General features: G+C 36.2%; 7 protein-coding genes. 5 read left to right on the forward strand and 2 right to left on the reverse strand.

Annotation, left to right across the window (positions count from 1 at the left end; translation table 11 throughout):
• Positions 1–3 precede the first annotated feature (3 nt).
• Both U9K52_RS16475 and U9K52_RS16480 read left to right on the forward strand, forming a co-directional pair.
• Positions 4–1,086, forward strand: a complete 1,083-nt coding sequence (locus tag U9K52_RS16475; protein WP_322927390.1) for a lysylphosphatidylglycerol synthase transmembrane domain-containing protein — start codon at positions 4–6, stop codon at positions 1,084–1,086.
• A 182-nt stretch (positions 1,087–1,268) separates the two neighbouring features.
• On the forward strand, positions 1,269–1,844 hold the full coding sequence (locus tag U9K52_RS16480) for a TerD family protein (RefSeq protein ID WP_248391252.1): 576 nt from the start codon (positions 1,269–1,271) through the stop codon (positions 1,842–1,844).
• 34 nt (positions 1,845–1,878) lie between these two features.
• Here U9K52_RS16480 and U9K52_RS16485 read toward each other — a convergent pair whose 3' ends face one another.
• Together U9K52_RS16485 and U9K52_RS16490 are read right to left on the reverse strand one after the other, a co-directional pair.
• Positions 1,879–2,484 carry a hypothetical protein gene (locus U9K52_RS16485; RefSeq protein WP_322927392.1) on the reverse strand — a complete coding sequence of 202 codons (606 nt, stop codon included), beginning with the start codon at positions 2,482–2,484 and terminating at the stop codon, positions 1,879–1,881.
• A gap of 154 nt (positions 2,485–2,638) precedes the next feature.
• Positions 2,639–4,708, reverse strand: coding sequence for a M3 family metallopeptidase (locus tag U9K52_RS16490; protein ID WP_322927393.1), 2,070 nt, complete (start codon positions 4,706–4,708; stop codon positions 2,639–2,641).
• A 213-nt stretch (positions 4,709–4,921) separates the two neighbouring features.
• Here U9K52_RS16490 and U9K52_RS16495 point away from each other — a divergent pair, with 213 nt between their 5' ends.
• From U9K52_RS16495 to U9K52_RS16505, 3 genes are all read left to right on the forward strand, one after another.
• Complete coding sequence (locus tag U9K52_RS16495; protein ID WP_248391258.1) at positions 4,922–5,455, forward strand: SRPBCC family protein; 534 nt, start codon at positions 4,922–4,924, stop codon at positions 5,453–5,455.
• A gap of 127 nt (positions 5,456–5,582) precedes the next feature.
• Entirely contained in the window at positions 5,583–6,032 is a 450-nt protein-coding gene (locus tag U9K52_RS16500) for a hypothetical protein (RefSeq protein WP_248391259.1), read from the forward strand.
• A gap of 129 nt (positions 6,033–6,161) precedes the next feature.
• A partial coding sequence (locus U9K52_RS16505; RefSeq protein ID WP_248391260.1) for a nitroreductase occupies positions 6,162–6,675 on the forward strand: 514 nt, incomplete at its 3' end.

Consider the following 6,675-nt stretch of genomic DNA (forward strand, 5'->3'; position numbering starts at 1 on the left):
TCTATGGAGAAAAAAACAAAGAACCCTTTAAAATCAATTCTTACAATAGTGATTTCGCTTGCTTTTGCAGGCTTTTTTTTATGGGTTGCCTTAAAAGGATTAGACTTTAAAGTTATACAGAAATCATTGTCTAAAGCCAATTACTGGTGGGTAGCATTTGCAGCATGCTTCGGAATTGCGGCATACTGGTTCAGGGCAATACGCTGGAACCTGATGCTGGAACCGATGGGATATAATATTTCAAACTCCAATTCACTCTGGTCGATTTCTTTCGGATATTTGATGAATCTTACCATCCCGAGAAGTGGAGAAGTGGCCAGGGCAACAGCTTTGTACGGTGTTGAAAAAGTTCCTGTTGATCAGTCTTTTGGGACGATTATTCTGGAAAGAGTGGTAGATCTGGTTTGTATGATTATATTTCTGTGTTTAACAGCTATATTTAAATTCAATACGATTTTATCATTTTATCAATTTGTGATGGAGAAGAAGGACGAAAAAGAAAAATTTGTTCCTAATTTTTTTGAAAGGCAAATGATGAAACTTGGAGTAGATGATTTTGATTCTTTTTATTTCTATCTTAAATTAGGTTTAGTCGTATTGATTATAATTTGTTTGTTACTTTTTTATAAATTTAAAAAAGAAAAACTGATTAATTTTGGAAAAGGAATTCTTCAAGGTCTAACTTCCATATTCAAACTAAAGCAAAAAGGCAAATTCATTCTTTATACGATAGGAATCTGGGTTTCCTACTATTTTGCTGCCTACCTTGTGTGTTTTGCATTACCGGAAACTTCGGGTTTTACCTTTGATGACGGATTTCTGATTCTCGTAGTCGGTACTTTCGGGATGATTATCCCTGCAAGCGGTGGAATCGGAGCTTTTAACCTGGCGATGAAATATGGTTTCATGGCCTTATTTATCTCAATGGGAAAAAGCGGCGAAGTTGGTGGCGAAGTAGGATTAACCTATTCTTTCATTTCATTGCCGTTGCAGATTTTCATTATGCTCATAATGGGATTAATTTCTATTCCGATGCTGGCAAAAGCACGAAATGCGGTTGTTGCGGAAAAAAAGTTCGCGGAATAAATTAGTTTAGCTGAATTTAAAATATCAATCCGGTCAGAATGATCGGATTTTTTATGTTTGAATAAAGGCAACTTATTTTTTATAAACTGCAATATACCTATTTTTTTGTCTTAAAATATTTTGGAAAATTCCTAAAACAGCCATAACTTCGATAACGAATACAATAAGACACATAAATTATTATGGCAATTAATTTACAGAAGGGACAAAGAATTGATTTGGGGTTCACGAAAATGACCATTGGTCTTGGATGGGATCCGAATGAAGGAATGGGATATGATTTTGACCTTGATGCTTCCGCAATTATGATTGATGCAGACCGAAAACTGGTAAGTGAAGAATATTTTGTTTTTTATAATAATCTAAACTCTCCCGACGGCGCTCTCACACATACAGGAGACGATCCGAGTGGTAAAAACAGCGATGGTGATGATGACGAATCCATTATCATTGATCTCGAAAAAGTAGATGAGCGGGTTCAGGAAATTCTTTTTGTCGTAACCATAGAAGATTATGAAAGAAGAAAACAGAATTTCGGGCAGGTAAGAAATTCATACATTAGAATTATTGATAATCTTACCCATCAGGAAATTGCTAAATACGAGCTTGATGAAGACTTTTCTATAGAAACAGGAATAGAGTTCGGAAGATTGTACAAACGCAGCGGAAACTGGAAGTTCGAAGCTTCCGGAATCGGGTACAGAGCAGATTTAGGCTTTTTCCTCGAAAAATATTACAAAGGACAAATTATCAAATAAACTAAATAAGAGGCTTCCGGTAAGAAGTCTCTTTTTAAATTATAATAATAGAACCCTTATAAAAATTAGTACAGTCGTAAAGATCAGAAAAGTATTGATACATTTCCGGTTGCAGAGTTAGGCCGAATCTTTTTTCTGCGTAACCTTTTTCTGCCAGAGCATAGAGAACTTTGTGATCCTGCTTTAGAAAATCAAATAAATATTTTTCGTCACTATTTGCCATTCCGGTAAAAAAAATTCCGTAGATCAGAAAATGAGCGAAGCTTTCGGAATTCATGATGAAAGAAAACCTGTGATCTAAATAATTCTCATAATCCTCTAATATTTTAGAAAAATTTTCAATGCATAATGGGTTTGAAATTTCATAGAAAACATCTATTCCGTGAATGAAAAGCTGGGCTTTCATCTCTTCAGGATCCGAATGATAGCGGGATTCAAACCAGTTGAATATGCATATAAATTCTTCCTTTGAAAGACTTTCTACATTATCTGCTGTTTTTCTTTTAATGATTTCAAGACTTGCTTCTTTATCGTCTTCCATGAACGGAAGCATGCTTTTTTCTTCACTGCAGAGTTTATTGTAAAGATTGATCTTGGCACTGACAGGATTGGTCTTAATGAAATAGAGTTTGTCTTTCATAATGCTATGTAATCCCTTGTTTATTTGGTGTTTTGAGTACTAAAGGTAGTGAAAAAATGCCAATAATTTATGTCATCAAAATTTCTTTGTCAAAACTTTGTTTAATATAAATAAAAAACCATTAAGCTTATGGTGCTTAATGGTTTAAAATATTTTATCCAAATGCTCTTTTTAGTAAACTTTCCACTTTCGGCTCACTTCCCCTAAAACTTTTGTACAGTTCCATCGGGTCTTTCGTTCCGCCGGAAGAAAGAAGAACTTTATATTTTGCGGCAATTTCAGGATTGAAAATTCCGTTTTCTTTAAAGTACTGGAAAGCATCGGCATCCAGAACTTCGGCCCATTTGTAAGAATAATATCCTGCGGAATATCCGCCCTGGAAAATATGCGAGAAACTCGGGCTCATCGCTGTTTCGGGGTTTGCGGGGTATAATTGTGTAGCTTTCGTGTAAGCATCTTCAAATTCTTTCACACTCTTACTCTCCAGTTCTCCAACCTTTGTATGGTAATTCATATCAAGCAATCCGAAACCGATTTGTCTTAAGGTTTGATACCCTTCCATAAAGTTTTTTGATTGTGCTATTCTTTCAATTTTTTCATCCGGCAGCACTTCCCCGGTTTGATAATGTTTGGCGAAAGTTTTCAAAAACTCCGGTTCATAGCAGAAGTTTTCCAGGAACTGCGAAGGTAATTCCACAAAATCCCACTTTACAGAAGTTCCCGAAAGAGTAGGATATTGAGTTTCGGCAAGCATTCCGTGAAGCGCGTGTCCAAATTCATGGAACAAAGTGGTCACTTCCTGAAAGGTCAGCAGGCTCGGTGTGTCCTTCGTTGGTTTACTGAAGTTGCAGACAATGGAAATATGCGGACGGGAATTTTCACCGTTTCTTTGATACTGGTTTTTATAGCTCGTCATCCATGCGCCGGCTCTTTTGCCTTTTCTTGGGAAATAGTCTACATAAAGCAGGGCTTTAAATGCTTTTGGCTTCTGGCTATTGGCTTCTGGCATATTGTCATTCTGATTAGAGTGCAGGACTTCTTTTACTTCATACACTTTTACATCTTCATGGTATTTCGGGATATCATTTCTTTCTTCAAAAGTCAATCCGAAAAGTTTTTCAGCCAATCCGAAAACGGCATCCTGAACCTGATTTAACGGGAAGTATGGCTTTAATTCCTCATCGTTCAGATCAAATTTTGCTTTACGAAGCTTTTCTGCATAATAAGCATGGTCGTAAGTCTGTATTTCTTCGATTCCATCAGTCTTGGCCAACGATTTCAGTTCTTCAATTTCTTTGTCGGCATACGGTTTTGCTTTGGTTAAAAGCTCATTCAGGAAATCGATGACTTTTGCAGGAGATTTTGCCATTCTTTCTTCCAAAACATAATCTGCATAATTTTTATAGCCTAATAATTCTGCTTTCTGTTGCTTTAAATTCAGTAATTCTTTAATTAAGTTCTGATTGTCAAATTCACCGCCGTCGAAAGATTTTTTACCATTCGCCAAGGCAATTTCTTTTCTCAGTTCACGGTTTTCAGCATAGGTCATAAACGGAATATAGCTAGGATACTGCAGTGTCACCACCCATCCTTCAAGGTTTCTTTCTTTAGCTTCTTCGGCATATTGTTCCAGAATGGCGTCCGGAATTCCGGCAAGATCTTCTTTATGGGTAATATGTTTGAAATAACTGTTGGTTGAAGCCAGTACATTCTGCCCGAACTGAAGCGATTTTACAGACAGTTCCATGCTGATCTTCTTCAATTTTTCCTTGTCTTCTTCATTCAGTAAAGCGCCGCTTCTAACAAAACCTTTATAAGTTTCATTTAAAAGCATTTTTTGTTCTTCATTCAGGTTGTATTTTTCTTTTTTGTCGTATACTTTTTTTATCTTGTTGAAAAGGGCTTCATTTTGAGAGATTTTTGAAGAATACTCCGTTAAAATCGGGGAAACTTCCTGGGCGATCTGCTGTAGTTCGTCGCTTGTTTCTGCAGAGTTCAGATTGAAAAATATATTCGAAGCTACATCCAGCTGCTCTCCGGAATACGCCAATGCTTCAATAACATTTTCAAAAGTAGGGTCTTCGGGATTGTTAACGATAGCATCAATTTCTTCTTCCGATTTTTTTATCAACTCTTTAAATGCGGGAAGGTAATCTTCATTGTTGATTTTGTTGAATGGTGCTGAATGATATGGTGTATTAAATTTTTCCGTTAAAATATTCATATTCTAATTTTTTAATTCTTGTAAAAGTAATAATTCTGCCGAACCGACACCGAAATTGCTCAAAAATAATGCCTGAGAAAGAAGGTGTGACAAAATTGACGGTGTAGAATAATCTTGTCATATGCGAAGAGAAGATAATGAAGAATTGATTACTTTTGACAGCAATAAAGAATACTCATGATGAGAAAAAATAACTTTAAATAATACAGAACTATGAAAACAATTTTAAAAATTCTGGGTGTCATAATCCTTCTAATTGTTGTGTATGTAGTAATTGCCATGATTGCTTTCGGTAGCAATTATCATTACGAAAAATCGATGGTTATCAAAGCTCCGAAAGAAAAAGTATGGCAGCAGGTAAGCTCGATGCAGGCATTTAATCAATGGAATCCGTGGATGAAACTGGATCCGAATATGAAAATTACTTATTCTGGAAATTCCGGTGAAGTTGGTGATAAATACTGTTGGGACAGTAAAAATGATGAAGCCGGAGCGGGCTGTCAGGAACTTAAAGAGGTTGTCCCTGGCCAAAAGCAAAAAACAGAAATGATTTTTAAAAGGCCGTTTGACGGACAGGCTACTTCTGAAATTACAATTTCTCCTGAAGGAAACGATACAAATGTAACCTGGACTATGGATACGGAGCAGGAAACATGGATGAAAATCATGAGGCCGATGATGGATTACCAGATGGGAAAGTCTTATGAAGAAGGATTAAACAATCTCAAAAAATTAGTTGAAAAATAAAACGAAGCTCTGCAAATCTGCAGGGCTTTTTTCTTACTATTCTTTTGATTGATTGAATTATAATTGTTATCGTAAGGGAAAGGAATATTATTTAAAAAAATATTATCTTTATATAAAGATTCGATGTATGGAGAAGATAGTGTTTGAGAAAAATAACATAAGAGATTATGTAAAAACCGTAATTGCCGAGAAAATAGAAAAGCTTAAAAACTTTATTGAATTCACTCAGGAAGCAAGCCGCGATATAAAAAAAACTCCCAAATATGACAGCATGCGCGAGGAAATGCAGGAAGAAATTTACCAGATGCAGCGACAGTTGGGAGCTCTAAATGATTTGAGAAGAAATATGGCCAAAGTACTGAATAATTCTACGGAAAGAGTACAGCTCGGTTCTCTGGTGATTACGAATAAAGCCCGGTTTTATATTTCAGTTTCGCTTGGGGAGTTCTTTTTTGAAGGCGACCGGTTCTACGCCATCTCCTCAGAAAGCCCGATGGCAAAGAAAATGATGGGCATGAAATCAGGCGACGAGTTCACGTTGAATAAAATCCATCAGAAAATTATTGAAGTTTTATGATAGTAAGAAGTGAGAAGTGAGAAGTGAAAAGTGAAACGTATTTTTGCTAAGCTTCTTACTTCTTACTTCTTACTGCTCACTTCTCACTGTTAACATCTCACTTCTGTGTCTTTTTTGTAATTTTGCACTATGAATAAAGCAGAAGTTTTAAAAGAAATCATAGGACAAAGAAGAAGCGTTTTTCCAAAAGACTATACCGATACGGAAGTTTCACAGGAAATCATTGATGAAATACTCCATTCAGCAACATTAGCGCCCAATCATAAGCGTACAAAACCTTGGCGTTTTAAGGTTTTTAAAGGGGAAGAAAAAGCAAAACTGGCCTCGGAAATGCAGGCAATCTATAAAGCTACGCAACCGGAACAACTTTTTTTAGAAAAAAAATACAATGACATAGGTTTTAAAATTAATAAAGCAGATGCCGTTGTTTCTATTGTTGTTAATTTCAGTGCAATGGTTCCGGAATGGGAGGAAATTGCCGCCGTTTCAATGGCGGTTCAGAATATGTACCTTACCTGTACGGCCCATCAGGTTGGATGCTACTGGAGTTCCCCGAAATTAGTAGATCATTTACAAGAATCCCTAACTATTGAAGAAAACCAGAAATGTCTGGGCCTATTTTATTTGGGTAACCTGCAAGAAT

The organism is Chryseobacterium sp. MHB01 (assembly GCF_034651565.1).
Lineage (GTDB): Bacteria > Bacteroidota > Bacteroidia > Flavobacteriales > Weeksellaceae > Chryseobacterium > Chryseobacterium nepalense.

What these genes read in the sequence shown, in the direction of transcription:
- U9K52_RS16485 (WP_322927392.1), bottom strand. Translation starts at nt 2,484, where the DNA reads ATGAAAGACAAACTCTATTTCATTAAGACCAATCCTGTCAGTGCCAAG.
- U9K52_RS16480 (WP_248391252.1), top strand. Translation starts at nt 1,269, where the DNA reads ATGGCAATTAATTTACAGAAGGGACAAAGAATTGATTTGGGGTTCACG.
- U9K52_RS16475 (WP_322927390.1), top strand. Translation starts at nt 4, where the DNA reads ATGGAGAAAAAAACAAAGAACCCTTTAAAATCAATTCTTACAATAGTG.
- U9K52_RS16495 (WP_248391258.1), top strand. Translation starts at nt 4,922, where the DNA reads ATGAAAACAATTTTAAAAATTCTGGGTGTCATAATCCTTCTAATTGTT.
- U9K52_RS16500 (WP_248391259.1), top strand. Translation starts at nt 5,583, where the DNA reads ATGGAGAAGATAGTGTTTGAGAAAAATAACATAAGAGATTATGTAAAA.
- U9K52_RS16490 (WP_322927393.1), bottom strand. Translation starts at nt 4,708, where the DNA reads ATGAATATTTTAACGGAAAAATTTAATACACCATATCATTCAGCACCA.